18 protein-coding genes are annotated in these 25,544 nt (G+C 45.0%); 4 read left to right on the forward strand and 14 right to left on the reverse strand.

Going from position 1 to position 25,544, the window contains the following annotated elements:
• Positions 1–201: 201 nt before the first annotated feature.
• From AB5903_RS18100 to AB5903_RS18160, 13 genes are all read right to left on the reverse strand, one after another.
• Positions 202–3,237 carry a hypothetical protein gene (locus AB5903_RS18100; protein ID WP_368118086.1) on the reverse strand — a complete coding sequence of 1,012 codons (3,036 nt, stop codon included), beginning with the start codon at positions 3,235–3,237 and terminating at the stop codon, positions 202–204.
• 24 nt (positions 3,238–3,261) lie between these two features.
• Positions 3,262–5,481 (reverse strand): hypothetical protein, encoded by a 2,220-nt coding sequence (locus tag AB5903_RS18105; protein ID WP_117955878.1) that lies wholly within the window; start codon positions 5,479–5,481, stop codon positions 3,262–3,264.
• Positions 5,482–5,488: 7 nt separating this feature from the next.
• Positions 5,489–7,051: a hypothetical protein gene (locus AB5903_RS18110; RefSeq protein WP_368118087.1), complete on the reverse strand. Its 1,563-nt coding sequence runs from the start codon at positions 7,049–7,051 to the stop codon at positions 5,489–5,491.
• A gap of 12 nt (positions 7,052–7,063) precedes the next feature.
• Positions 7,064–7,948 (reverse strand): FimB/Mfa2 family fimbrial subunit, encoded by an 885-nt coding sequence (locus AB5903_RS18115; protein WP_117955881.1) that lies wholly within the window; start codon positions 7,946–7,948, stop codon positions 7,064–7,066.
• A gap of 129 nt (positions 7,949–8,077) precedes the next feature.
• On the reverse strand, positions 8,078–9,154 hold the full coding sequence (locus AB5903_RS18120; protein ID WP_117955883.1) for a hypothetical protein: 1,077 nt from the start codon (positions 9,152–9,154) through the stop codon (positions 8,078–8,080).
• Between the two features lie 94 nt (positions 9,155–9,248).
• The gene (locus tag AB5903_RS18125; protein ID WP_117955884.1) at positions 9,249–10,730 is read right to left on the reverse strand and encodes a DUF3868 domain-containing protein; all 1,482 of its coding nucleotides are present in this window, start codon (positions 10,728–10,730) and stop codon (positions 9,249–9,251) included.
• 15 nt (positions 10,731–10,745) lie between these two features.
• Positions 10,746–11,318 carry a DUF3575 domain-containing protein gene (locus tag AB5903_RS18130; RefSeq protein WP_082709284.1) on the reverse strand — a complete coding sequence of 191 codons (573 nt, stop codon included), beginning with the start codon at positions 11,316–11,318 and terminating at the stop codon, positions 10,746–10,748.
• A 443-nt stretch (positions 11,319–11,761) separates the two neighbouring features.
• Complete coding sequence (locus AB5903_RS18135) at positions 11,762–12,670, reverse strand: site-specific integrase (protein ID WP_117741919.1); 909 nt, start codon at positions 12,668–12,670, stop codon at positions 11,762–11,764.
• A 142-nt stretch (positions 12,671–12,812) separates the two neighbouring features.
• A complete protein-coding gene (locus AB5903_RS18140; RefSeq protein ID WP_195657859.1) occupies positions 12,813–13,517 on the reverse strand; it encodes a ComF family protein in 705 nt (234 codons plus the stop codon).
• 63 nt (positions 13,518–13,580) lie between these two features.
• On the reverse strand, positions 13,581–14,183 hold the full coding sequence (locus AB5903_RS18145; protein WP_022103372.1) for a DsbA family protein: 603 nt from the start codon (positions 14,181–14,183) through the stop codon (positions 13,581–13,583).
• A gap of 245 nt (positions 14,184–14,428) precedes the next feature.
• Positions 14,429–17,527: an efflux RND transporter permease subunit gene (locus AB5903_RS18150; protein WP_368118088.1), complete on the reverse strand. Its 3,099-nt coding sequence runs from the start codon at positions 17,525–17,527 to the stop codon at positions 14,429–14,431.
• A gap of 2 nt (positions 17,528–17,529) precedes the next feature.
• A complete protein-coding gene (locus AB5903_RS18155; protein WP_368118089.1) occupies positions 17,530–18,558 on the reverse strand; it encodes an efflux RND transporter periplasmic adaptor subunit in 1,029 nt (342 codons plus the stop codon).
• A 3-nt stretch (positions 18,559–18,561) separates the two neighbouring features.
• Complete coding sequence (locus AB5903_RS18160; RefSeq protein ID WP_229127123.1) at positions 18,562–19,824, reverse strand: TolC family protein; 1,263 nt, start codon at positions 19,822–19,824, stop codon at positions 18,562–18,564.
• 128 nt (positions 19,825–19,952) lie between these two features.
• Between AB5903_RS18160 and AB5903_RS18165 the strand changes: the two genes are divergently transcribed.
• The 3 genes from AB5903_RS18165 (at position 19,953) to hepB (ending at position 24,184) form a co-directional block, all read left to right on the forward strand.
• Positions 19,953–20,636, forward strand: a complete 684-nt coding sequence (locus AB5903_RS18165) for a response regulator transcription factor (protein ID WP_005655359.1) — start codon at positions 19,953–19,955, stop codon at positions 20,634–20,636.
• Positions 20,620–21,660 carry a HAMP domain-containing sensor histidine kinase gene (locus AB5903_RS18170; protein WP_005655361.1) on the forward strand — a complete coding sequence of 347 codons (1,041 nt, stop codon included), beginning with the start codon at positions 20,620–20,622 and terminating at the stop codon, positions 21,658–21,660. The genes AB5903_RS18165 and AB5903_RS18170 overlap by 17 nt, the downstream gene beginning before the upstream one ends.
• Before the next feature lie 202 nt (positions 21,661–21,862).
• Complete coding sequence (gene hepB / locus AB5903_RS18175) at positions 21,863–24,184, forward strand: heparin/heparin-sulfate lyase HepB (RefSeq protein ID WP_005655363.1); 2,322 nt, start codon at positions 21,863–21,865, stop codon at positions 24,182–24,184.
• A 9-nt stretch (positions 24,185–24,193) separates the two neighbouring features.
• On the opposite strand, the gene AB5903_RS18180 is transcribed toward hepB, so the two are convergent.
• The gene (locus AB5903_RS18180; protein ID WP_005655365.1) at positions 24,194–24,685 is read right to left on the reverse strand and encodes a 3'-5' exonuclease; all 492 of its coding nucleotides are present in this window, start codon (positions 24,683–24,685) and stop codon (positions 24,194–24,196) included.
• 218 nt (positions 24,686–24,903) lie between these two features.
• On the opposite strand from AB5903_RS18180, the gene AB5903_RS18185 reads away from it, so the two are divergent.
• Positions 24,904–25,368 (forward strand): DsbA family protein, encoded by a 465-nt coding sequence (locus AB5903_RS18185; protein WP_005655368.1) that lies wholly within the window; start codon positions 24,904–24,906, stop codon positions 25,366–25,368.
• Positions 25,369–25,544: the final 176 nt, after the last annotated feature.

Raw genomic sequence — 25,544 nt, forward strand, 5'->3', positions numbered from 1 at the left:
CATAAGATTTCTGAGTTAGTTTTATGCAAAGATAGGATTTTTACAAATATTACCCCTCAGGTTTTTACATTGACCCCAAACAACAAGGCCATCTGTCACAGACAGCCATTGTATATGATAAGAGATTCTATATATTTTCTTTTCCAACCGGCATAAGTTCTATCCATCTGATAAATACTGTAAGGCTCAGCATACTTACTGTTATTCAGTTGTTGCTGCTGTCAAAACCAAATCTCTGTTATTGAATAACTCATTTAATTTGGTCATAGTATGATAAACTTCTCCATTTACCGTATAATGCAGTTCCACATTGTCTATATACCAATCGAAATTATATTCCTTACGCAAACGTAACTCATACCGGCCATCCTCCCGAATGGTCATGACACCAATACGGCTGCCGTTCACCTCACGTTCAAAAGATACAAAAGCTCCCTTAGGCACAGGTTTAGTCTCCCCGTTAGCAGTATAGCGGATGGTTCCGGTAATGGATTCATTGGTTACTTTAAATGTCTTTTCAAAGAATACCACCTGCCTATTATTCGAACTGACGACAATATCCCCGGCACTTACCGCTGATTTGGTTTTGAAAGGAAGCTTTTTCCGTTCTCCCTCTTGACTTCCTGCACCAGCGGCATCGTCCTTTTGCAAGGCTTCACCTACTCCATACCGTCTTTCATCCTCCCGATTAGCCTCTACCGTATAAATAAAGCGTCCTTCTGTGTTCGGATCGGCTTTCAGCTTGTTTTTATCTAAGTTGAATTCCTTCAGGCGTGCATCATCTATTTCCAGCATAGGCGCATCAATATAGATTTCGAACTCTTCTCCAAACGGATCGACAGACTTTCCATCTGAACCGGTAAAACTGGTTACATCAAAGCTAATATCCACTTCCTGTTCAGGTTCATAAGTCCATGTCAGCGGTGTTTCCTCCTCCTCCGCATTGCCCGAAGCATCAGTACCGATATCATCCACCCGTGCGGCAAAGCGGAAAGGATGGTAATTGGCAAGTTCAAAAGTAACGGAGCGATAGGTATTTCCCGTATACTCGGCTTCATTATTCGACGGTAACCCTGAGGGAGAACCATGCTGGTTGGATGCCATACGTACTACTTCCGCACTCCGTGCAGCATTAGTCTTCATGTAAATGGAATAACGTCCTGTTTCTTCCGGATTTCCGGCATCAATCGGCTTAAACATATATACACGTCCTCCTGAACCCCATTCACTCTTGTCTACTTCATAAAAAGTACAATCAAAAGTTACTCCATCAGGCTCTTCTCCGTCCTTTATATGATCCAAATATTGGGAATAAAGTAAAAACTCATCCCTATCACCTGCATTTATAGCCATTGCACCATCTTTCAACAGCATATCAAACTGTACTAAGGCTCCTTTCTTCTGCGGCACCAAACGGTAAAGGATTTTCTCATCATCCGCAAAGTCTCCTCCATCTTCTGCTCCATTATATTCTCCCAGTCCCACTACTGTTATCGACTTTTGTGAAGAGCCTGCAAAAGTAAAGATACGATGCATGGTGTTAAAGTGTTCGGCTTCGATACTGATATCCTTGGTTGTCCCATCCTCCTCATTCAGAATATTCCTGAAATAAACACGTTGTACACCAGGTTCCGTCACAGTATACACATATTTATATTTCCATTCCGGCATCTCCGTTCCATAACCTTCCTCGCCTTCACGCACCAGCGGCAATACCATACCCGATTCATGGCGCACATCCAAAGCCTCTACTGCAAGCAGTACCCTGAGCGGAAAGAGCTCTGTCGGACAATCTTCCGGAATAGTAAACATTATAGTAGCGTGCGCACCGCCATCATCCATATTGCCATAAATTTCCGTAGATGCCCATGCCGGCGTAAAATTCTGCTTCTTCACCATAATCACCTTGATTTTACGTTGCAGGCGGTCTTTTTTCACCAACAATGTACCTTCCAGTTTCTGGTTGTTATTCATTGGCAGGAGATTAATGATAATCCTTCCTTCACCCTCCCCGTTACTGTTTATGGTAAAAGCTTCCGTTATCGTATTGGCTGCCACGGTATTTCCGTCAAGCCATGTTACAACCGGCTTGTCTGCTTCGGTAATTACAGTGCCGTTCTTGCCCGACAGTGTATATTTCAGTTCGGCAGTCTTACCCGCTCTTTCATCATTATACACGACACTCGTTTGGTCCACGGCCAATATATAGTTGTTATCTTCCACCGACTCAACTTCGTCCGATATGGAAAGCCATACATTGTTTGTGGCTGCCGCTGTAAGTGCTGCTTCAAAGGTAGGCTGTCCATAAGAAAGCGCTCCTGCAATATGGAATGTATAATGATGGTTCCTTCGTATCAATTCCTGCTCACCGTTCTCTTTAATCAGCATCACCCGATAATAAAGTTCTTCGCTCTCACCGGGCAGATGTCCGCGGATGATGACACTGACCGGGTCTTCCGAGCTGTTTTCGCATTCGAACACATATAATTCCGGATTTTGGCTGATATCCTGTACATCCTGAATATCGCTCAACTTGGCATCATTGGCAGGCAATGTAACGAAAGGCTCAACGTCTGCATTCGAAGACCATACCCACCCTTTCGTAGGATGATAAGGAGCCACAGTACCAAAAGCATTCGTATTATAGGCTGTAAAACCGGTAACTACCAGATAACCGTTTCCTGTCGGATTGTCTATTGTAATTTTAGCCTGATTACGAATCATTATTATATTAGGATTCTTGGCCAATTGTTGGTCAATCGGTTCTTCGTTGTTAGCATCGCATGCAAAACGAGCCCAATAAATCATCATACCGGACGAACCTTCCAGCAGAGCTATCACATCTGCCTCCGATTTATTTCTGAATTCATCTTCCTGGAAATCAGTCATATTCTGATTGGCAATAAAATGAATACGGCGTGTATTGGCAGGTATGGTTGCTGTAAATTCTCCAGACTCTTCCCCGTGGGAAGTGATTGTTGCCGGCGTAGTTGTTATAAACAATCCGTAGCTGTCGAAACAAAACAGCTGCATACTATTTACCCCTTTACCATCCGGGTCTACAGAGCGGGTGGTCACCACCGGCATAGCCGGTATTTCCGTTTCGAAATGTATATTAACATAACCTTCGGGAGCTTCTTTTTCTTGAAAAGCAGTCCACTCATCCGTCTGACAGGCGGTGAATGAGACCAACAGTCCCAACACAACAAGTACTGTATGCTTTATTGCTTTTGCCATATCTTTCTGTTTTTTTATACTTCTCTATTTCTGGGTATCAAAGGCATCACGAATGCAGCGGACAGAAGTGCCACGCGAATTGCCTTTTTCATTTCTTACAGGACCGCTTGCACTAAAATAATAATATGCATTCAGCAGATAATCAATGGCATCTGCCTCCTCACCCGGCCCACCTTGAAATTTCATGATAATCTTCAATTCCGCCTCTGTTGGCAGCCGCCAGTCATCCAACACAACTTTCCGATCATTCACATCTTTATATACTTCCACATAATTAGCACAATGTTCCCGCACGATTCTTAAACTCTCATCATCGTCCTCCAATGAAACTCCCCCACTGCCTGTGTTGACAAAACCTAATCGAGAAGCAATCATAAAAGAGGGAGAGACCAATTTTTTATTATCCGCCCCTTTATCTGTAACCATAAGTCCCGGATTGTGTTCATCCTCAATAAGCCGAGGCCTTCCTAAAGTATAGTCTTTAGACGAAGCAGATATTCTTACATGATACATACGGGCATTTCCATTTTTTTCTGCCAAAGATGACGCAGGAGTATTTCTACTACCATAATAATAAGAATTGATATTAGATTTTCCATTACTTGTAGGTACGGCTACTTTAGAATACCAAAAGCCCCTCTGTGAAGATGTTTCATAATGATACTCCCCTGTCCATTCCCCCCACCATCCTGTTGTTTCAAGACTGACTCCTACTATCCCATCTCCTTTATATTCATAAGTTGTAGGTCGAGAATCATTCTTCTTAAAATCTTTTCTATACGAATACCACCCTTGAATATTCGTAATATACTCCAACGGATATTGGGCAACCGTTACTTTACGAGCCTCTACTCCATCCTCATTGGTTATTTCCAATTCTATGTACCGTATCGTATTGTTGGTAGGCAACGGGCTGTGTATATTGATATTTCCGTTCAATCCTTTATCCGGTACTACATTAATACCCATCTTGGCAATCTCCCTTTCACTGGTTGTAGCCTGTGTTTGCCCAAATTTATCAATGTAATAAACCCGCGTCACCTTAACCGAGACCTCCGATGAAGAAGCAAATTCCAGCGTTGTGTTATCATCCGAGATATTATACATTTCCATTTCTTCCTCATTTACCGTTAAATATTTCGGCCGGTCGGTTTCTCCTCCAACATTAATTATTGTCTCGTCCCATGCTTGCACGGTATAATTGACAGGTTCGAGTTCTTCGGGTTTTAAAATTTCTGTTGCACCCGGCGCATTTACCTCTACCGTTACTTCGTAATAAGTATTCCGTTCCAGAACCTTCTCTTTGCTGATAGGAATCTGATAATAATTAGCTCCGCGCAAATCCGGTTCTTTCTTATAATAGAGCGGAATATTCACCACCAGACGCGTTTCTCTTTCCAAAGGCTTATCCTTCCAATTATGACTGTAAGCATAAGCCGTAACAGTTATTTCATTTTCCGTCCATGCAAAATATTTACCCGCAGTAGGATCGGGCGTCCGCAATTTTACATTATCATTCGCATTCGGGTTTGGAATAAGGGTTGTGCTGTAAGACATGTTTCGCAGATAATAACCTGCTCTATAGGCTCCCGATGAATTATCAAAGGTAACATCTTCCCCTTTCTTTATCTTCACAACAATTTTGGCAGCAGCGCGTCGCAATGTAACGGCCAATTCCGTTTTATCCGAAAGATTGCCATTGTTAAGCACTACTTTTCCAGGCGTTTCCGGTTCGTCTGTTCCAGCGGGGTAGGCTATGCCGTCCATAAGAAAAATCATCGGTATTTCAGGGTCAGTACCGGCGCCGGTCATGTGTATATTACGCTGTTCTTCCATCAACCCGCGTAATTTTCCCAAATCGGCTACCTCTTGAAATTTGTCTTCTCCCAATGTACTATTGGCTATCAGATATACCCAATATGATTCATTAGCTGTAAAATCATTCCGCTGTACTTTTGCCAATGTAATTTTACCGCTCTTCTGACTGTCGGCTACCACCTGCACCCGTTCATAATGTGCCAAGCTTTTGTTATCCGTATCATCAAATATCAATACATCAACATAACTTACCGTCACTTCCGCACCCGTTGCGCCTGCACGGGTCACCGGCGTTGTTGCAGACGAAATGTCAAGCACAATACTATTATTGTCCGCTTCCGTTTTTACAAAATCCGTTTCATTGCTACAGGCAGCGCAACCTAACACTGCCAACCAACAAGCCATATGGTAGAATATCCGTTTCATCTGTTCATCATTTTTGAATTTCTGATACTTGTCTAATTGTAATCACATCTGCTCTGTCGCCACTTCCCGGCCATGCAATGTCACCTTGTGTTCCATTAATCATTAACAGACTGGGACTTCCCGAATCCCAGATAGGAGAATAAGTAATACCAAAATTAACAGTCTGCCCTACAGCATCGGGATTCCGTGCAATCACCTTGATTGTAAACGGATTGGGAGAAGCTTGATAAGGAGCATCTACCAACTTTCCATTTTGATAAACCTTACAGACAAAATTTCCGACACCAGTAAGCAGAGTGGGAGCCCATTCTTGATTTTCCGGTGCAGTCATCTCAAACAGAACAGAAAAAGCTCCATCTTCCTCTGTGGACGAACCCTCATCGCCTGTGTAGCAAACCACGGGAGGAGTATTCGGTTTATCGCCGTCAAGCGGCAATACCGGATTGCTATATGTAGGATATTCAAAAGTCAAGTCATTCCACGCATCGGCATCGTCCCAGTCGGCCACCATATAATCCACCGTTATCACATCGTCCGGACCGATACGGTTAAGCACCACACAATACTTGTTGCGCTTCACTTGCGGCAAATAAATATCTTTCACCGATTGGTTCCCGTTAATACTGTAAGTAACCCTGACCACAAAACCTTTATGTTCCGTATCTGCCGTTCCCCAACTATTCGGATTACCGGAACCATAATAGTTTTCAAACATATAAAACGGAACGGAAAAAAAGTCATTAAACCCCTTCTTTATACTTTCCGGATCTGTTTTATCAAGCAACTCATAATCAGCATCTGTCATTACCTTTGTCACCGGAGAAGAGGTGGTCAGTAATTCGAATGGACCGTCCAAAGAAGGAACTTCTTTCCACACTGCATCTTCCGGATGGAACAGATAATTATATTGAAGCACTCCTAAAAAATCAATGCGTTCGATACTTAAGTTCATGCCAGCTTCCTTAGCGGCAAAATACATGCCCAGCTTACCTACAACCCGTTCCAGTTCAAATTCCACTGTTCCATTCCACATCAGATGTCCGTTATGCGAACCGCCTGCCGTACTTTCCTTCAGATTATTCGGGTCTATTTTCTGAGACTGCTTGACCGCCATCGGAACCGCACCATAACCACGAGCATTGATTTCTCCAAAATAAAGCTTTTCCAATTCATCGCGTGTCATATCCTCCCGAAGAGTTGCAGATGGTCTCAGCATTGCATCCTCATTCGCCACCAGGTAGAACCATACCTCCTGTACAAGTGCAGAATAAGGCGGTAATTCCAAATCCATCCAAAAAGAGATTTTACCTCCTGCATCCGGATTTAAACCGGTAGTTCCACGATAATACCCAATTTGTTTCTGTCCGATAAAAGCATATACGCGCAAGCTCTTTACGGCATTCTCCATTTCAGCCTGTATGTCGGAACCGCCACGGGCATTTACATTCATTTTCACACTGATATTCCCGCCTTCTCCCGTACCGGACACTTTTTCCTCGACACATCCCGCAAGTGCCAGCACACATGCAGCCAACATCAGCCATAGATATATTGTATTTAATGTCTTCATCGTTTTCTCTTTTTAAAATTCCGGTTTCACGTCTACTATGTACCAGTCGGGAACAGTGACCACCGCACCTATAGACTTAAACTCAATGCGGATAGGTATCAGCGCTTCATGTCTGGTCAGGTCTACTACAGGGTTGGCAGCCAGGAAATCGGCCAGATTTACATGAGCAAGGTTCACTCCATTAGCGTCAGTGAGGTCTAAATTCACATTTTCATGATTAGTATGCCTCATTATATTAAAACGTGCCAGCATGGTATGCTTTTCCGCATTATTTTCAGTTTCAGGGTAATAGGTAACAATATTGCCGCATGCCTTATTGTCGAAACCGGTCATAGAAGACAATCCGCTCATGCTCAGCAACGGCCATACCGGAGTGCGGGTAGCGGACTCTACAGGTCCCGTTCCTACTACTTCCACATGGACTTTGTAGTGCGAACTGGCAAAATCCATCTGTTCTTTTATCTGTTGTGCATCACCGGGGATGCTGATTTCTTTGTAAGCATAATACAGAGAGTCATTTCCGACAATCCGTTCGCCACTTATACAGTTTTTATCACAGAATTGGGCAGTTGCCAGACTTTGCCCGTTGCTGACCTCCGTATGATAGGTATTGCCCACTGTCACAATCCGGTAGTTTCCTATAGGCAGCTTCAACTCTGTGGCTCTTGTTTTTATATCAGCTTCGCTTATCGGATGAGAAGACAGCAACACACCGTCACTATCAAAAACATACATGTCCACTTTATGAATCTTATCTTGAAAGATTTGGGTTGTACCGTCGCCTACATAACTGAACTCCAGCAGGCAGTTGCCCGGACAGTCACTCATATCTTCTTTGATGCACCCGTTGAGCGAAGCTAAAAACATCAAGGATAGTATGTATTTGGTGTATTTCATATTTTATGTATGTTTCTTAGAATTAGTTGAAAGAGAGAGAGATGGAAGGGATGTATCAAAACCGGGAACAGTTCCTGTCTCAACACCTTGTTTTGATACAATCCCTCCGATTGAAAAAATTAGTAGAGATTATTCGCCATATTCAGGTTTTACCGGTACAATTTCCCAGTCCTTTACTTTTACAGTAGCGGTAACACAGATAGTAGGTTCTCCCGGATCCAAATCGGTCAAGTCTTCTTCTGTAAATTCCAGGTCTGTAATCTGATAGATTTTACCGGCTTCCATGGTTACTTTACCACCTTCCGCTGTTTTCAGACCTGTAATCTTTAAGTAGGCAGGATCATAAACGATAAATCCTTCGGTTACAGGGCTCTTGAATTCTGTATCGAACTTAAGAAGCATTTCTTTAGGCTGACCCAGTACATTATAGCCATAACCAGCCAATAAAGCCGTTTCAGCAGTAGTAGTGATTTCAGGACCGGATGTTTCATCATAAAAACATGCAGGTACACTTACCGGGTATCCTCCTTGGTTGGTCTTATCATATAATTCATTACCAACCGGTTTTCCACCCAATGTAAACTGTTGATGTACTCCATTAAGACCGATGTGAGTCAATACTAACTTGCTATATGCACTAACACCCAAGTTGGTACATGTAAGATTACCGCTCAACTCAATACGGGAAAGCATGGTCGCCAGTTCAACTGTTGCCGTATACATCGTATTGCCATCTGCTGCATCAGTACCATTAGGAACCAAATCAGCTACTTTGCTTGCTAAAGGTGCTGTGGATGCAACTCCATATTTGTTCATATTCAAAGTTGCTTTTAAAATATCATTATCCCAGTTTCCTTCAATAGGAAGTGGGGTATCTTCGTTAAAATTGGCAACAGCCGCAATTTTAGTAACTTCAGGACTTACATTGTGATAGACATTGTCACTACCGACCTGTGCATCTTTTACCTCAACAATATTACCATCTGCTTTCAACAGGTAAAGTTTGATATTCTGAGGATTAATAGCTTTATCAGCATCCTCTGTCCACCCGCTTCCGGCTTTTGTCTGTCCATAGCTTCCGGCAGAAATCGTCACGGAAATCTGTTTGGTACCTTTCGTCAAGATATCATTACCTTCATCTTCGTTGCTACATGCTGCGAAAGCCAATCCTGCCAATCCCAGCATAAAATACTTGTTTAACTTCATAAGTTGATAGATTAATTAAATAAAATAGTATTAATAACTCGTTCTATTTGTGTATTCTGTTATATGTTGCTACAAACATGTATCCTGTGGTATACTATAAATCAGCTACCACTCCCGCCAACTGCTCCAGATTTTTTTGCGCCTCCATGCTTCCCGCCTTCAAGGCACGCTCCAGTATTTCTTTCGCCTTGTCATATTGTTTGTCCCTGGCACAGGCAACACCCAGCGCATTTAGAACCGAAGCATCATCCTTCACCTCACAACCCTCCAGCAGGTCTATCGCACCTTTCACGTCACCCTGCTCCATCTTCACACAAGCACCGTTCACCACAGCAGCGGCATTGGCCGGATATGTGCGGGCAGCAGTCAGCATAGCCTCATCATATTCCGCACTGCCCTTCCCATACGAATCTGCCACCATATAGATTTCCTCGACACTCAGCAGGTCAGGACGGGTTTTCAACAGGTTCTTTGCCTCTTCCAGATTAAAGTTTCTCACATTATATTCTATGCGGTACTCATTACGGCGTAACGGACCATACATTTCGTTCAGCAAACGCTGGTAAATCTCGGGAGGCACAAGATCGCGGATACGTTGTTCACAAAGGTCCTTATCGCCGTCACACTCATCGATAATCCTCAGCACATCGTCAATCTTCAGTAACTGCGGATGTTTCTCCACTTCCTTGCGCAAGCCTTCCCAGTCCTCGCCCACACCGGTCACATGCCACAGCGAAGCATCCACTTCCGTATCTTTCTGCGCATACGCAGCCAATGCTTCCGCACGATTCTTCGACAGCTTCAGGTTATACTCCACCGTACCCTCCGGAGAAGCATATCCGGTAATATAAATTCCGGTTATGGTCAAATCGGGATTTGTCTTTACCACCTCGACAGAGCTGCTTACCGTGGCAAGTTCCGATTCATTGTTCTTGAACTTCGGGTCTATGTTGTAACTGTCCTGACGGAACTGCAAACGTGCCACACGCACCTCGTTGCGCACCTTCACAGTCTCTTTCCCGGGCTGCACGAAGGCTGTGGCATACTGCGGCCGGAACAATTGCAGGAACGTATTTTTTACCGGCGTTTCCTCCATGCCGGACTGTGCACACTCCAGACATCCCGTCACCTGTTCGCGCAGCACCAGGCGGCTCTGAGCCATCCAAGGCTCATAGGGCAGAGTCACTGCATATTCCACCTGCTGCGCCTCTCCGTTTTTACGGCGCAACGCTATATAAACGCCATCGGTCTTTGCAGACCCGGTCAGCGCCTTCTCACGGCGGTGTACTTTATCGCGGACACGACCATCCAACACCACAGAAGGAAGCTCCAAACTCTTACCACCCCCTTTCGCCACCACCACCGGATAAAGACGCACGCTCTCCTGACGCTTCACATGCATCTCCTCTATATCAAGTATAAAGTTCACATGAACCTCACGGCCGTTCTTCTTTATTTCATCATTGACTACGCGTACGCCTGAAAGATGCCCCGTCTGCGCGGAAGCAGGAAGACACGTTCCAAGCAAGAACAACGCACTGCATATCAGTTTGCCATATATCCATTCTTTTCTCATAATGTACTTCCTCCTTTATTTAATAACATATATCAATGATACCGCGGCTTTGGTGACGCTGAAGTACCCTTTGTCATTCTTCTCTTTCCACTCACCGCATTTGGGACAGTCATACTTATCGTAATGGTTCTGTACGTAACCTACACCGATGCTCGCTTCCAGGCTCCAGCGGTTGCCCAATATCCACTGATAGCCGTAGGACAAGCCGGCGCCGTAATAATATCCCTCATACCGATAGTCCTTGGTAGTAGGATAAATGCCCAGAGGGAATTTCACGTTGCCCACGTTAAATTGCCCTCCAAGCAGGTGCAAACCAAAGAAGTGTCCGTTAAACGCCTCACACAGCCAATACCGTGCTTCGGGCTGTGCCATCCAGTGTTTCCACTTCTTACTGTCTGAAAATGTAAAAGGATTATAGTTCGCGGAAACATCCAGCGTCCATTTCGGAGCCAGCCGGAATTCGGCACCAAGGTTGAAAGTAGTACTGATGTCATACAGAAGATTCGTCTTCAACGAAATGTCCTGTGCTGACAAAGAAATGCCGATAAACAGGAAAATAATGCAAAGGCTCTTTTTCATGCTCTCCATTTTTATTAAGATATAACTTATCTGTCTATATATTTTATCAGGTTAACATTTCCGTTACTTTGTAGGTAACGGGAAAACAGGAACAAACACACTGCAAGAGACATCTTGCATCAACATAATTAACTGTTGCGGATTATTGGAGAGAGCGAAAAAATACGAGCAGATTTTCTGTGTTAATTTAATATAATACAGACATGAAAGTATTATGCATTTTCCACCAAAGGAAAACACTGTCATTCAAGTCAGTCCGTCTTGTAAGCATATCAAAGGACGGCTTTACTTATTTTTTGGAAAAAAATCTTTTCTTTTCTTGTTTAATACAAATATTTTGTTGATATTTGTTGCAATATATAACTCTCCGTTACCTACAAAGTAACGGATAACATTTGTAGTATTATCAAAACATTAATAGACTTAATGTTTTTTATTCAGGCAAATACAAATCATTGTTTATCAAATATATAAGATAATATTTCCTTATTCATATCCCATATTTTATCATCCGAGTGCCTTCTAAAGTAAGTTTCTGTCACTTTAACAGAGGAATGTCCCATTGCATTACTAATGAGTTCTTGTTGATAATTCCGATAATTGGCAATGGTAGCCCAACTATGCCTTGCGGTATAACTTGTCAGTCCTGCAACGCCTTTTATACGTTCTCCTAATCTCTTTAAATGATAATTGAAACTACGCAGAGCATTCTGATATTGCCGGTACTCATCCTTTCCCGGATGATGAATGAGAGGGAATAAATAGGGAGAAGTCTTATCGGTATTTCTGAGATTGCGTATAATCTTCATTGCCTCAGCTTCTACGCGTACAGTAAGCCATGCACCCGTCTTTTTACGACGGTACACTATCACGTTGCCATGCAAATCACAATGCCGCAGATAAGCAATATCTACAAACGGCATTCCACGAAGCATAAAAAGTAATAAAAAAAGCAAGCGCGTAAACTCCAGGCTCTCATCCGCCACAGGTGCATTGAGCTGCCGGAATACATCTTCATCCACAGCACGTTTTACAGTTACCTTTGTTCCCGTATATACTCCCTTGAACAGCCTGGGCTGATAAGGAGCCAGCCCATCGTCTACGGCACGGAAATAAGTGGCACGCAACATCCTCATATACGTGGAAATTGTATTCCAATGAAGCTGACGCTCCAGCAGATACTCTTGAAATGCTTTCAACCACACTGGGGTGACCTCTTCAAAACTGATGGAGTCCTGCTCCATAAAATCCTTGATACGATTCAACGTACTTTGATACACATGCGCCGTACCCATGCGCTGTTCTTCTTTCAACTGAGAGACAGTCATAGCCATATAGGCTGACAAATTTGTTTTATTCATATAGTTTCTACTTTAAAAGTGAGCCATATAAATGCCTAAAGAACAAATTAGTTCAAACGACTATTCTGTTAAAAAAGTACACAGATTACAAACTTTAATACATATCCGGAAGCTTCCCGTTCTTCCGAAATACCGGAATCTATCAAAAATTCGCAACAGCAAGCGTCAGCACGCTGATACGTACACCTTCTACGTCCCGAAACACATCGGCACACGTAGTAATGGTAGCTCCGGTAGTCAGTACGTCGTCCACCAACAAGATATGCTTTCCGACAAAACGTTCGGGATAGCGAAGATGAAAGATGCCGTTCACATTCTTCCATCGTTCATAGGCAGATTTGCTTGTCTGCGTTTCCGTATGTTTCTTGCGCACTACGGAAGCAGCATCCAAAGGAATACCCGTAACCGCCGCAACCCCTTTGGCCACACATTCGCTCTGGTTATATCCGCGCATCCGCTGCTTGCGGGGATGCAAAGGAACGGGAACTATGACATCCACATCGCAAAAGAACTCCGAAACAGTCAATTCCGCTGCCATAAAACGCCCCATTGTCTCTCCCAAATCCTTACGGCCGCCATATTTCAATTGATGCAGTATCCGGCGGAAATCACTGCCCTTATGATAAAAGAAGTAAGAGGTAGCGCGTTCCAAAGGAATTTTTCCCCAGAACATACATTCCACCGGATTATCCGCACAAAGATGATAATCCGTACGGGGCAAATCCATATTGCATCTCAAACAAATAGCCTCCTCCCCTTCCTGCAGAGGTGTGCCGCACACAACACACTGCCGGGGAAAGAATAAATGAAGAAAAGATAAAAGCCAGGCTTTAAGCGTATTTTCCATAAATTTGGTTTTCATGCCCAAAGGTAGGGACAAATCACCTATAAAAAAGTCTCTCTTCCGATATCAAGGTTTCAAATAGACCACCGTTTTACCGCTACCATACTTACGTATCATCCCCTCCGCAAGGTATCGGTTCAGGTCGGACACTGCCCGATGCTTCACCAAACCTGTTATCGATTCATAATCCGCCCGTGTGATGCATCCGTATTTATCCAAATGCAGCAATAGTTTTTCTTTCCTCTCCTCCTCGCCCATCAAGGAACGGGATACGTACGGTGACGCTTTGCGTTCCAGCTCCATCGTATTGAAACGGTTACGGAATTTGCTCCCGAGACGCAGGTTCACATTCTGAAAATGTACCGACGGCGAACGGATTTCTTTCTTGTCGGTAACCTGACGATCGCATTTCAGCGATACGGAGAAATAGCCCAACTCGCCCACTTCCACCGTCCAACCCTCGGACAGCCAACTGTATAGTTCGTCCGTAACAGCCTGCAAAGTTCCGTCGAGAATAGCGGGACTGAAACCGGTGGCCTTAGCCACCAACTCACGGAATTTATCGGCGGAGATTGTTCCCCGTGGCAGGATACGGGCATGCAGACGGGGCTCGTTGCGGTTCTCGCCCAAAGGGTCGGGAGTCTGATACAAATCATAGTAAGCACTCATATGTAATAAGGTATTAGATTGGCACTATCAGCCAATACGTTCATAAATAGCAAGATACCGCACCTCCAACCGTAATCCGTCAGACAGATGTCACCCTTGCGTTAAACAGATGTTGCCCTTTCGTTACACAGTTGTCTGACGAAAGGGCAACGGCTGTTTAACGCATTAGCATTCGCAGTCAAAGATAATGATAAATCCACAAGAAACGAATAAATCCTGCAATTCTTCTGCCTGATACCTAAAAATCACCTGTTGCCGTTTATCTTACTTTTACTGTACGCAAAGTAAAAAACCTGAGGCAAAACAGTAAACGAAAGCACAAAACATATCAGGATGCCGCCTACAATCATCACTGCCAACGGCTTTTGCACTTCCGAACCCATTCCTGTGGAGAGAGCGGCAGGAAGCAATCCGGCAGAACCCATTAATGAAATCATCAGCACAGCACGAAGACGGATGCGTACGGCCTCATCTATTGCAAAACCTATATTGCGGCTTTGCTGCAAAAGCGATTTCATCAGTGCCGTGAGCAAAATAGAATTGATAGACACTATTCCAAACAAGATGATAAACCCAATACCCGCCGAAATACCGAACGGAATGCCTGCCACCCAAAGCGAAATAAATCCCCCGATAAAAGCATAGGGCATAGTGCTTGCGGCAATCAGCGTATCTTTGACTGTGCCGAAGTTCATATACAATAAAAAGAGAATCAAAAGCAAAACGGCCGGAACAACTACCGCAAGACGTGTGGTGGCTCGCTGCTGGCTTTCAAATTCGCCTGCCCATTGTATCTTGCTGCCTTCAGGCAAATGCACCAACCTTTCAACTTTGGCTTGCGCCTCATCTATGGTCGACCCGAGGTCCCTGTCCCGAATGGAAAAACCTATCCCCACATACCGGCTGCTTCCTTCACGATAAATAAACGCAGGTCCCGTCACAAACTTAATGTCCGCAATTTCCTTGAGGGGAACCTGCTTGCCATCCATTGTCGGAATAAGAATATCACCTATTTTCTGCTCATCGTTGCGGAACTGCTGTTCAAAACGGAGCATCACGTCAAAGGTACGCTCATTTTCGTAAAACACAGTTGCAGCTTTCCCACCGATAGCCATTTCGATAACCGCCTGGGCATCTGCCATAGACACGGCATATTGGGCCATTTTCGACTCAAGGGGTTTAATCTGCAATTCCGGCAGACCGATTGAGCGGAATACATTTACATCCTCCACTCCTCGAACACCTTTAATGACTCCGGCAACACTATCGGCAGCAGCCTCCAATGTATACAGATCATTACCGAAGATTTTAATGACCAACGCACTTTTTACTCCGGCAACATACTCTTCTACATTGTCCTGAATAGGCTGCGAAAAAGCAAAAATAATTCCCGGATAAACAGCCAAAGAATCTTGCATCTGCTCAATCAGCTTCTCTTTGGACATCTTGCGCTTCCACTCGGATTCGGGTTTGAGCTCGGCGTGAAACTCAATGTTGAAAAAGCCCGTTGCATCTGTTCCATCATTGGGACGCCCTGTCTGTGTAAGAATAAAATCCACTTCCTCAAAACTTTGCAGTTTGGCTTTCATCTCTTTGGTTAGCCGCACGCTCTCTTCGAGATTGACACTGTTAGGCAAAGTGGCGCGAACATAAACCGCTCCCTCGTTCATACTCGGAATAAATTCCGTGCCCCAAAACATAAACCGAAACAGGGAGATACCGAATAAAAGTACGAATGCGACAACGGTTGCTTTCCTATGACGCTTAGTGAAGTAATAAAACGAAATGAGCCATCCCTCCAATGCCTTTGCAGCCTTGTTGTTCCTCTCTCTTATCGGTCTTGAAAACAACACCTTGCACATAACAGGGACATAAGTAAGCGACAATAGCAAAGAGCCGAGAAGAGCATACCCAAGCGTAAAAGCCAGCGGAGAAAACATCTTTCCTTCCACTTTCTGAAACGAGAAAATAGGAAACAGCGCCACCACCAGAATAATCTGGGCAAAGAAAATATGAGAAGCAACCGAACCGGCACTCTTCTTTATAAGCCCGCTTTTGGCATAACGGCCGAAATACTTTCCCCTCTCCTGCGATTTTTGCAGGAGCGCAACGAAAACCACCTCTGTTATCACCAACGTACCCTCCAGCAACAGCCCGAAATCCAAAGCCCCCATCGAAATCAGATTGGCAGGCAGCCCTTGTATCCGAAGCATCGTAATTGCAAAAAGAAACGACAGAGGGATGACCGAAGCCACAATAACCGTGGTACGCCAGTTGAACAGAAACAAGAACACGATAAATGACACAAGCAGAACTCCCTCCAGCATATTTCCGATTACAGTGTGCACAGTAGCATCGACAAGCCGAGTTCTGTCCATAAAGGGCACTATCTTTATATCCTCAGGCAAAATTCTGTCGTTAAGTTCTGTGATTTTATCCTTAAGACGCGCGATGACTTCGCTCGGGTTCTCACCACGGAGCATTATCACGATGCCTTGTACCACATCATCATCGTAATTGAGCCCAACCTGCCCTTGACGCGGTTTTGCAGATACGGATACCGTGGCAACTTCTTTAACCCGAATCGGCGAACTGCCTTTGGTGGTAATCAATAGGTTTTCAATATCCTCAACGCTTTCCAATAGTCCCAAACCACGGACCACATAGGCTTGCGCCCCCTTCTGTATTACATCGCCGCCCACATTGATATTGCTTCTCCCTACAGCCTCATAAACATCAAGAGGAGAAATATCGTAATTGGCAAGTTCCACCGGATTTACACGAATTTCGTACATTTTCTCCTCGCCGCCGAAAGTAGCAATCGTTGCAATGCCCGGCACAGCCAAAAGCTCCCGTTGCACTACCCAGTCGTTAACGGCCGAAACCTCGCGGATGGGCAGGTCACTCTTAAGTATGTACCTGAAGATTTCCCCGGTGGCTCCACTCGGCGGTTCAATCGAAAGTTCCACGCCATCCGGCAGGCTCAACTCCTGTATACGGTTCGAAGCATACTGCTGAGCATAAAAATCATCTACACCGTCCTCAAATAGTACATTGACAACCGCCAGCCCGAATAAGGATGTGGAGCGCACATCCGTTTTCCGAGGAATGGTATTAAGCTGTTGCATTATGGGAAGCGTAACGAACTTCTCTACCTCTTCGGCACTGCGTCCGGGCCATTGGGCAATGATTTTCGCCCGCGTATTGGTCACATCGGGATAAGCCTCGATGGGAGTATTCTGGTAGCAGGTAATTCCCGCCACAAACAGAACTCCCGTCATAAAAAGGATAAACATATGATTCTTAAGGGAAAATCCTATGATGTTTTCTATGAACTTATGCATCGTTACTTCCCTTTTATTTCGTTATACATCAGCAGTTGGTTCTTTATAACGACCTCTTCACCCACCTTAATTCCTTCGGTAATATAGGTAAAGTCATTATGCCGGGCGAAAGGGGTGATCTTCCGAATCCCGGAAGTCTCATCGCCAACAACTACATAATAACCGTTATTGTCGAAAATCACTGCACTGCTCGGAACCGCTACCAGTTCCAAATTCGAATCATTGAACAATTTTACCACCACAGGCATTTCCGGTTTAAGCTTCAATGCCGGGTTAGGCAATGTGATTCGCACCTTCAATGCTTTGTCCTCGGAGTCGAAAACCTGTGAGAGGAAATCTATCTTACCCTTGAAAACCTCTGCTGGATAGGCCACGGATGTAATTTCAACGCATTGCCCCTCGTGTACAAATTGCAAATTTCCGGCATAGACATTCGCTACAACCCACACTGTCGATAAATCGGCCATCGAAAACAGCGGTCCGCCACTTTCCGGGAAAGAGGTTCCCGGATTGCAGTATTTCCCGATTACATAGCCGCTCATCGGGGCTTTTACGGAAAAGACGCCGTTATCCTGATTTTCGCCATAAAGAACAAAATCTGACTGCAACTTCCCGACTGTCGAACGAGCTTCGACAAGCTCTTTATCGGTTGCCATCCCGCTCTCGTGCAAGGACTCCACACCTTTAAGATTCTGTCGGGCCACGGCAAGTTCCGATTGCAAAGAGCTCAATTCGACCGAACGTATATCTACCATCCTTTTACCTTTTTCTGCATAATCGCCAAGCGAAAAGTAGCTTTTCACGACTACACCGCTTACTAAAGGTGAATAGCTTATCGTACGGTCGGAATCAACAACTACTTTTCCGGCAAGGGTAAACTCCTTCTGCAACCGCTTCAACTCGGCTTTTGCTGTCAGCACTTCCTGCAAAAAAACGTCCGAAACGGTTTCCCGGGTCGGCAGACTGCTCCGGCTGTTCTCTCCGCAGCTTGCCAGCAACGGTAGTAAAAGATAAATTATTCTCTTCATCATTCGTTATTTTATAGTTTGTCCTATTGCAAATTGTAAGCGTTCAAATTGAAGCCTCAGCTCTTTCCGGCTCCGCAACAACACCTCTTTCGAAGCATGATAGCTATCCATAAAATCCATATACTCAACCATCGATATATTTTTCATCAACAGATTCTTTGTATACACATCCGGCATCTTGTCCATCTCGCTTTGTATGGAACGATTCACACCGTTCTCCTCAAGAAAAGAGTAAACGGCTTTGTAATTTTCCAGGCATTCAATAATTTCATTCCGTATATTATTCCGTTCCTGCAACACCAAAATTTCATTCTGCCTAAGTCTGAACCGTGCCCTCCTTATAGCTCCTTTATTACGATTGAAAACCGGTAATTGCACTCCTATTCCCACACCGAAGAAGTTATCCCACACGCCTCCGGCACGGTCATACTTTATTCCCAAGCTAATGTCGGGTATCGCCAATGCCTTTTGATAAACGATATCTTTACGGTGATATTCAGCCCGCAGTACTGCTGCAGCCAAATCGGGACGGGATGCCAAAGCCGTTTCCATAAGCATGGCAGGATCCAATGTTAGAGGAGATGGAAAGTCAACCTGCTCCTCGGCAACGATCACCACGACCGAAGGTTCCAAAGCAAGCAAATTCTTTATGTTCTTTTGATGTGCATTATACTCGGTCCGTACCTCGTTCATTTCTCCGTTTACTGCAAACAGCGCCGTTTGCAGCCTTAACAGTTCATTTCCGGTTACATTCCCTGTTTGATACTGCGCCCGATATCCGGCAACAACCTTTTCGAGAAGAGTCTGCCGACTATCGATAACCTTAAGCAGATTTTGTAGATATACAAGCTCAGCTATCGAGATATGAAGTTCCATTTTCAGACTTCGCAACAGCTCTTCAAACTGCCTTACGGTTATCTCCTTATCTATTTTTTCAACTTCCGCCAACTTTATCCTGCGCGCCGAAAGCGAAACCATCTGAGAGAGTTCGAGCGAAAACTGCTTGGGACTGGCAACCGCACCTCCGTACTCATCAGTCCCCCGCCTCTTCCAAAAGTTGATATCACCGACGGATAATTCCGGATTGTCCCAAACTGTTGCTTCGGCAATGGCAGCATCGGCTATCGAAACATTCATCCGTTCGGCAATAAGTGCCAAGTTCTGTTTCAGAAACATAGCCTCTATCTGGTCGGAAGACAATCTAATTTGCCGAGCCGGTACAGATACACCAATAAAAGAGAAAAAAACTATGAGCAGCAAACGTATCATAAACATTGTTTTTTGCGGGCAAAAATAGCCATAAGCATAGTCTTACATCATTAGAAAACACTTATAAATCAATTAGAAAATCATTAGAAACCCATCTCTTACAAAAAAATCATCTACCTTTGCAACATATGGCTAAAATACTTGTTATAGAAGATGAAAACCGTATGGCCGAATTGCTCAAACGCGGTTTGGAAGAGTCCGGACACACGGTTGGCACGGCAACCAATGTATCGGAAGGGTTGAGAATGTTTGCCTACGAAAAACAGGATATCATCATTTCAGACATAATGCTGCCCGATGGCAGTGGGTTTGATTTATGCCGCGATATCCGACGGCAAAACGAAACTGTGCCTATACTGATACTTACCGCACTCGGTACGACAGACGACAAACTCGAAGGATTCGATTCGGGAGCGGATGACTATATGGTCAAGCCTTTTGACTTCCGAGAACTGAATGCACGCATATCAATCCTACTGAAGCGCTGCCAAATACCCACAGTAGAGTGCATAGAGTATGCAGACCTCAAGGTATATCTCAGGACAAAGTCCGTTTCGCGAAACGGACAGTCCATTATACTTACACCGAAAGAATACAACTTACTCCTCTTTTTTGTCCAAAACCCGGAAAGAATTCTAACCCGTACCGAAATAGCCGAAAAGGTATGGGACACCCATTTTGATACCGGAACAAACTTCATCGATGTTTATATAAACTATTTGCGAAAAAAGATAGACAAAAATTTCAATACCAAACTAATCCATACCAAACCGGGAATGGGATTCATATTCAGCTATGAAAATCCGTACTAAACTAACGCTCCGATATCTGTTTGTTACGGCATTACTTGTAATCGCCGTCTTCTTTGTGCTCGAAGAATTGCTCTTTCCACAAGCAGGCTACGATATGCTCCATATTCTAAATACACGCCTGCTTGCGGTATGGGCGGTTTCATTCGGGTTGTTGTTTGTCATCGGCTATTTCATGGCACGCAGCGTACTAAAACCAGTATCGGAAATTGTAAAACAAGTTGAAGCCATCACCGCTTCCAATCTCAGCAAGCGTGTGGAAGTAGAAGACCACAAAGACGAAATAGGAGAACTTGCCCGAACGTTCAACAAAACGCTGGACCGCCTTGAAGAATCATTTGAAGCCCAAAAGATGTTTATCAGTAATGTTTCGCACGAACTGCGGACTCCAATGGCTGCACTGATTGCCGAACTCGAACTTTCTCTTTACAAAGAGCGCTCAAGCGAAGATTATAAAAAAGTGGTTGAAAATGCGCTTTCCGATGCCCGTAATATTGAGAAACTATCCAACGGACTAATGGATTTGGCAAAGGCAAGCTACAATACAGAACAAATAAGCATGTCGGCAATACGTCTTGACGAAGTGCTATTGGATGCCAGTGCCATGGTGATGAAAGCCCACAGCGGCTATAATGTTGACTTAAGGTTTGAAGACGATACCGAAGATGACGGAATGGTCACTATTCGTGGTAACGACTATCTGCTTCGGACAGCATTTGTAAACCTTATCGAAAATAATTGCAAGTTCTCATCTGACCAAAGTTCAACGGTACAGATTTCGTTTTCCAAACATAAGGTACTTATCCGTTTCTCCGATACCGGCATCGGCATTCCCGAAGAAGATATGGAGCATCTGTTCGAACCTTTTTACAGAGGCAGGAACCGGGATTTCTCACAAGGAAACGGTATTGGAATGGCATTGGTAGAGAGAATAATCAAACTTCACAAAGGTGCAATTTCCGTTTATTCACACCATGACAAAGGTACGGTATTCACCCTTATTTTCGATTATCTTCAGTCTGACTGAATCTGTATTTGCACTGCATGATATTAATAATGTCCCAGCATATATCATTTATGTTCAAAAATGCAGGAATAGGTATATTTTGTCCGTCAAAAGGCAAGACAGATAATAATTTTTGCCTTACATTTACAATGGGTTAAACACGGTTATCCCCACCGGAACGGATGGAAGAACAACTACTTATTAATATACCAAACAAAAAAACATGAAAAAAAGTATCCTATTTATCACGAGTTTTTTCCTCTGTGTTTTCTGTCTGAAAAGTAATGCGCAACAAAGCAGGCCAGAGGTTACCTGGGAGAATATGGAAGGCGTCACAGTACCCATTCCGCCGCAAGTACACCCCCGGCTTTATGTACGCTCCGCCGATTTGCCCGATTTAAAGAAACGCATGGAACACCCGCATGTAAAGGAAGTTCTGGCTACCCTGAACAAATTGGGCAAAGACCGTACTCCCGAAGAAGAGGCAAAAGTCAAGGACAGAGGGTTCCGCTACTACTTTGAAATGCGTGGCGTGACCAGCCGCGTACAAGTGCAGGCACTCGACTATCTGGTGTATGGCGACAAGAAACAGGCCAGAAGCGCCATTACCGCCATGCTGGACACGCTTCAGAACGTCAATTACGGAACAAAAGGTGATTTGTCGCGTGCCAGCGGTGTAATGCTCACCTGCGGTGCAATGGTATATGACTGGTGCTACGACCAGATGAAAGAATCCGAAAAGAAAGCTTACATAGAATCTTTCATCCGCATAGCCAAAACAATGGAATGCGGCTATCCCCCACGCAACAACGAACCGATTGCCGGGCACTCCAGCGAATGGATGATACTACGGGACATGCTTTCTGCCGGCATAGCCATCTACGATGAATATCCGGACATGTACAACCATGTAATAAAGATGATGTTCAAGGATTATCTGCCTGTGCGAAACTACATCTACTCCGGGCATAACTACCATCAGGGAACGAGCTACGTAAATGTACGTTTCAGCAACGACCTCTTCTCGCTCTGGATTCTGCAACGCATGGGCGCAGGAGCCATATACAACCCGGCGCAGCAGTTTGTCCTGTACGACTTCCTCTACCGCCGCCGTCCCGACGGGCAGGTGATGCCGGCCGGCGATACGAATCCTATCAGAAAAAACATGCCGTCCTACTCACTGCCTGCCATGCTGGCTTCCAGCTTCTACAAAGACAGCTATCTGGCATACGAGTACGAACGCAAACCCAACATCGAACGCCACTGCCTCATCTTCGACATTCTGTGGAGAGACTTGGATTTGAAGGCCAAAGCTCCCGATGACCTGCCGCTGACACGCTATTCGGGAAGTCCTTTCGGCTGGATGATAGCCCGCACGGCATGGGACGAAAACAGCGTGATTGCCGAAATGAAGATAAACGAACAGTTTGTCGGCAACCACCAGCACTTGGACGGCGGCTCTTTCCAGCTCTATTACAAAGGCCCCCTTGCCATCGACGCGGGAGCCTATCAGGGAAGTTCCGGCGGATACAACAGCCCGCACAACAAGAATTTCTTCAAACGTACCATTGCGCATAATTCGCTGCTGGTATATAATCCCGATGAAAAATTCGCCTGCTGGAACTATGGCGGAGGCGGCAAGACCGAATTTGCAACCAATGACGGCGGACAACGCATGCCTGGCGACCGCTGGGAAACCTGCCGCTCGTTCGAGCAATTGCTAAGTAAAGACTACACAACCGGCAAAGCCCTGGCGCACGGATTCGGGCCTGATGCCTGCAAGCCCGACTACTCCTATCTGAAAGGCGACATCACGCAAGCCTACACGGATAAAGTAAAAGAGGCGAAACGCTCCTTCGTCTTCCTGAACCTGCACACTGCCGAAGTGCCCGCCGCACTTATCGTATTTGACAAAGTTGTGTCTTCCGACCCCACACTCAAGAAATTCTGGCTGCTGCACAGCATTGAAGAACCTACGATAGAAGGCAACCGTTTCATTGTCCGGCGCACCAAAAACGGCGATACCGGAATGTTGCAGAACCATGTATTATTGCCCGAAGCCGGAAATGCACAGATAGAGAAGGTGGGCGGCAAAGGAAAAGAATTCTGGGTATTCGGAACCAACTACCCGAACGACGCACTGCCCAACCGCCCCGATGATGCCAACGAACGGGGAGCATGGCGTGTGGAAGTGTCGCCTGCCGCACCTGCCACCGAAGACTGCTTCCTGAACGTAATGCAGGTTGCAGACAACACCTGCAAACGGATGCACGACGTGAAACGCATTGATGCGGAGAAAGTGGTAGGCGTACAGATAGCCGACCGGGTCGTTACCTTCAGCAGAGACAGCCGGCCTCTGTCCGGCAAAGTCGATATGAAAGTAGACGGAAACGCTGCCATGAAATTTGTTATCACCGACCTCATTCCGGGAACATGGCAAATAAAGAAAGACGGGAAGGTATATATCCCTGCCATGGAAGTACGTTCGGACGACGGCATCCTTTCTTTTGAAGGCACTGCCGGTCATTACGAATTTCTGCGCTAAACGGATATTCTAAATAATCTGCCTGGCTATCCAGGCACAGGCTTCTGCATCGGCCAGCGCATGGTGATGTTGCTCTAACCGGTAACCGCACCATGCCGCTACCGTATGCAGCTGATAATCGGGCAGTCCCTTAATGGCACGGCGTGATGCCTGCAAAGTACAACGGAAATCATAATCGGGATAATCCATGCCGTACATGCGGAATACCGCTTTCAGGCAACTCTCATCGAACGCTTTATTATGCGCCACTAACGTCAGTCCCTCAATGCGTGGTGCTATTTCCTGCCATACGGCCGGGAAGACAGGCGACCGGGACGTATCCGCCAGGGTCAGACCGTGCACACGGGTATTCCAATAAGTATAATACTCCGGTTCGGGACGAATCAGACTGTAATAGCTGTCTGCAATTTCTCCATTCCGCACAATGACTACACCGACACTGCATACACTGGTGCGCTGTTCATTGGCCGTTTCAAAATCTATAGCGGCAAAATTCTCCATGAAGCGATTCTTTTACGATATTTCCAAAATATTTTTAAAAAAGTTTCAATCAGCTGTAAACCAAAATATTAAACAGCCGTCTATAGGGTTTTCCGAACACAGGGAAAGTACCGAAAGCGCTTTTAAAGCACCCGTCCGTTCCGGCATGTTGTAACTTCGCACTGTGATCACAAAGATATATGATTTTGAAGTAACAACCATCTAAAACAAAAAAGATTATGGCATTCCGTTATGTAGTTAAAAAGAGAGTTTTCGGTTTCGATGAAAGTAAGTCGGAAAAGTATGTAGCCGCTTCGTTCTCCATTGGAGAAATCAGCTACGACAGATTGTGCGACCAGGTTACGAAGGAGGGTATGGCTCCGCGCGGCGTTGTAAAAATGGTTATGGACGGACTGATTGATGCGCTCAGCACTTACGTCAGTCTCGGAGCGACCGTGAAATTAGGAGATTTCGGCACTATCCGCCCGGGACTGAACTGCAAAAGCCAAAGCGAGGCAAAAGATGTAACCGCCGACAGCATCTACCGGCAGAAACTGATCCTCACTCCGGGAAAAAGGCTGAAAGATATGGTAAAGAGCTCCGGAATAACGCGTATCTCGACCAACGGCGAGGAGATTGCTACAAGTGGCGGCAGTAACGGCGGCAGTGGCAATGGCGGAGAGGAAGAAAATCCGCTGGGATAAAACCTGCAGGCTGACTTAAAAAACAACCTGTCTATAACTGAGGCTGCATCGTATGAACAGAGTATCATACGGTGCAGCCTTTTTATATGAATAGATTTTACTATCTTTCCTCTATGAAAAGATAAAGATTACCCCTGTCTTTATGGCTCCTTTACTTAGTTTATGGTGTTAATGAG

Origin of the sequence: Bacteroides sp. 2201st1_D9_2201SCRN_220225 (assembly GCF_040928965.1) — a bacterium.
GTDB classification, from domain to species: Bacteria; Bacteroidota; Bacteroidia; order Bacteroidales; family Bacteroidaceae; genus Bacteroides; species Bacteroides stercoris.

Excerpts from the sequence above, each read along its gene's own strand:
- AB5903_RS18125 (WP_117955884.1), bottom strand. The coding sequence starts at position 10,730 with ATGAGAAAAGAATGGATATATGGCAAACTGATATGCAGTGCGTTGTTC.
- AB5903_RS18110 (WP_368118087.1), bottom strand. The coding sequence starts at position 7,051 with ATGAAGACATTAAATACAATATATCTATGGCTGATGTTGGCTGCATGT.
- AB5903_RS18100 (WP_368118086.1), bottom strand. The coding sequence starts at position 3,237 with ATGGCAAAAGCAATAAAGCATACAGTACTTGTTGTGTTGGGACTGTTG.
- AB5903_RS18130 (WP_082709284.1), bottom strand. The coding sequence starts at position 11,318 with ATGGAGAGCATGAAAAAGAGCCTTTGCATTATTTTCCTGTTTATCGGC.
- AB5903_RS18165 (WP_005655359.1), top strand. The coding sequence starts at position 19,953 with ATGGCTAAAATACTTGTTATAGAAGATGAAAACCGTATGGCCGAATTG.
- AB5903_RS18170 (WP_005655361.1), top strand. The coding sequence starts at position 20,620 with ATGAAAATCCGTACTAAACTAACGCTCCGATATCTGTTTGTTACGGCA.
- AB5903_RS18135 (WP_117741919.1), bottom strand. The coding sequence starts at position 12,670 with ATGAATAAAACAAATTTGTCAGCCTATATGGCTATGACTGTCTCTCAG.
- AB5903_RS18140 (WP_195657859.1), bottom strand. The coding sequence starts at position 13,517 with ATGGAAAATACGCTTAAAGCCTGGCTTTTATCTTTTCTTCATTTATTC.
- AB5903_RS18180 (WP_005655365.1), bottom strand. The coding sequence starts at position 24,685 with ATGGAGAATTTTGCCGCTATAGATTTTGAAACGGCCAATGAACAGCGC.
- AB5903_RS18185 (WP_005655368.1), top strand. The coding sequence starts at position 24,904 with ATGGCATTCCGTTATGTAGTTAAAAAGAGAGTTTTCGGTTTCGATGAA.
- AB5903_RS18120 (WP_117955883.1), bottom strand. The coding sequence starts at position 9,154 with ATGAAGTTAAACAAGTATTTTATGCTGGGATTGGCAGGATTGGCTTTC.
- AB5903_RS18150 (WP_368118088.1), bottom strand. The coding sequence starts at position 17,527 with ATGCATAAGTTCATAGAAAACATCATAGGATTTTCCCTTAAGAATCAT.
- AB5903_RS18160 (WP_229127123.1), bottom strand. The coding sequence starts at position 19,824 with ATGATACGTTTGCTGCTCATAGTTTTTTTCTCTTTTATTGGTGTATCT.
- AB5903_RS18145 (WP_022103372.1), bottom strand. The coding sequence starts at position 14,183 with ATGAGTGCTTACTATGATTTGTATCAGACTCCCGACCCTTTGGGCGAG.
- hepB (WP_005655363.1), top strand. The coding sequence starts at position 21,863 with ATGAAAAAAAGTATCCTATTTATCACGAGTTTTTTCCTCTGTGTTTTC.
- AB5903_RS18155 (WP_368118089.1), bottom strand. The coding sequence starts at position 18,558 with ATGATGAAGAGAATAATTTATCTTTTACTACCGTTGCTGGCAAGCTGC.
- AB5903_RS18115 (WP_117955881.1), bottom strand. The coding sequence starts at position 7,948 with ATGAAATACACCAAATACATACTATCCTTGATGTTTTTAGCTTCGCTC.
- AB5903_RS18105 (WP_117955878.1), bottom strand. The coding sequence starts at position 5,481 with ATGAAACGGATATTCTACCATATGGCTTGTTGGTTGGCAGTGTTAGGT.